Annotated in this window: 2 protein-coding genes; both read right to left on the bottom strand. The window is 64.7% G+C overall.

All coding sequences use genetic code 11. The features are described from left to right. The coding region (locus tag ISF28_RS30160; protein WP_198120869.1) for a succinate dehydrogenase iron-sulfur subunit at window positions 1-488 on the bottom strand (488 nt) is incomplete at its 3' end. A gap of 15 nt (window positions 489-503) precedes the next feature. Continuing rightward, window positions 504-1,736 (bottom strand): FAD-binding protein (locus ISF28_RS30155; RefSeq protein ID WP_198120868.1); only part of this gene is annotated, 1,233 nt, incomplete at its 5' end.

The following is a 1,736-nucleotide window of genomic DNA, read 5'->3' as shown; positions in this document are numbered from 1 at the left end:
TTCCACCAGAACGACGGGCACGACGTCGAGCAGCACGCGCACAGGATGCACTCGTACACGCCGTCCAGCTCTTCGCGCTCTTCCGGCGACTGCAGGCGTTCCTTCTCCGGCGGGATCGAGTCGTTGATCAGGTACGGCTTGATCGAGTGGTACTGCTTGAAGAAGTTGGTCATGTCCACGATCAGGTCGCGGATGACCGGCAGGCCCGGCAGCGGGCGCAGCACGATCGGCTGCGTCAGCTCGTTCAGGTTCGTCGTGCAGGCCAGGCCGTTCTTGCCGTTGATGTTCATCGCGTCCGAGCCGCACACGCCTTCGCGGCAGGAGCGGCGCAGCGCCAGCGAGTCGTCGACGTCGGCCTTGATGCGCTGCAGGGCGTCCAGCAGCATCTTGTCGGTGTCTTTCAGCTCGACGGTGACGTCTTGCATATAGGGCTTCGAATCCTTGTCCGGATCGTAGCGGTAAATCTTGAGTTGGACTGTGCGTGCCATTATTCGGTACCTAAATTAGAACGTGCGGGGCTTCGGTTTGAACGTGTCGACGGTGAGCGGCTTGGTCACGACCGGCTTGTAGTCCAGACGGTTCCCTTCCGAGAAGAACAGCGTGTGCTTCATCCAGTTCTCGTCGTCGCGCTGCTCGTAGTCGCTGTGGGCGTGGGCGCCGCGCGATTCCTTGCGCGCCGCGGCCGACACGACGGTCGCCTTGGCCACTTCGATCAGGTTGTCCAGTTCGATCGCTTCGATGCGCGCCGTGTTGAACACCTTCGACTTGTCCTTGAACGACACGTGCTTGCGGCGCTCGTCCAGGGCCATGATCTCGCGCACGCCCTCGTCCATCAGCGCCTGCGTGCGGAACACGCCGCAGTGCTTCTGCATCGTGGCGCGGATCGCGTTGGCCACGTCCTGCACCTTCTCGCCGCCGTTCGAGTTTTCCAGGCGGTTGAGACGGCCCAGCGCGTAGTCGGCGAAGTCCTTCGGCAGCGCGCGGTTGCCCTGCTCGTGCAGGTTCTGCGCGACGATGTGGTTGCCGGCCGCGCGGCCGAACACCACCAGATCGAGCAGCGAGTTCGTGCCCAGGCGGTTGGCGCCGTGCACCGACACGCACGAGCATTCGCCGATCGCGTACAGGCCATTGACGACCTTTTGCGAACCGGTGCCGTCGGGGACGACGACCTGGCCGTGGATATTGGTCGGGATGCCGCCCATCTGGTAGTGGATGGTCGGGACGACCGGAATCGGTTCCTTGGTCGCGTCGACGTTGGCGAACTTGTGGCCGATTTCCAGGATCGACGGCAGGCGCTTGCGGATCGTGTCCGCGCCGATGTGGCGCAGGTCCAGCAGCACGTGGTCCTTGTTCGGGCCGACGCCGCGGCCTTCCTTGATCTCCTGGTCCATCGAGCGCGACACGAAGTCGCGCGGCGCCAGGTCTTTCAGGGTCGGCGCATAGCGCTCCATGAAGCGTTCGCCGTTGCTGTTGATGAGGATACCGCCCTCGCCGCGCACGCCTTCCGTGATCAGGACGCCCGCGCCGGCCACGCCCGTCGGGTGGAACTGCCAGAACTCCATGTCCTGCAGCGGGATGCCGGCGCGTGCCGCCATGCCCAGGCCGTCGCCGGTGTTGATGAAGGCGTTGGTCGACGCGGCGAAGATGCGGCCCGCGCCGCCCGTGGCGAACACGGTCGTTTTCGCCTGCAGCATCATGACGTCGCCCGTTTCCATCTCGAGTGCGACGACGCCGAG

Origin of the sequence: Massilia rhizosphaerae (genome assembly GCF_016093545.1) — a bacterium.
Classification (GTDB): domain Bacteria; phylum Pseudomonadota; class Gammaproteobacteria; order Burkholderiales; family Burkholderiaceae_D; genus Telluria; species Telluria rhizosphaerae.
The sequence above is the reverse complement of the archived record's forward strand: the minus strand, read 5'-3'. Positions and strand labels throughout refer to the sequence as shown.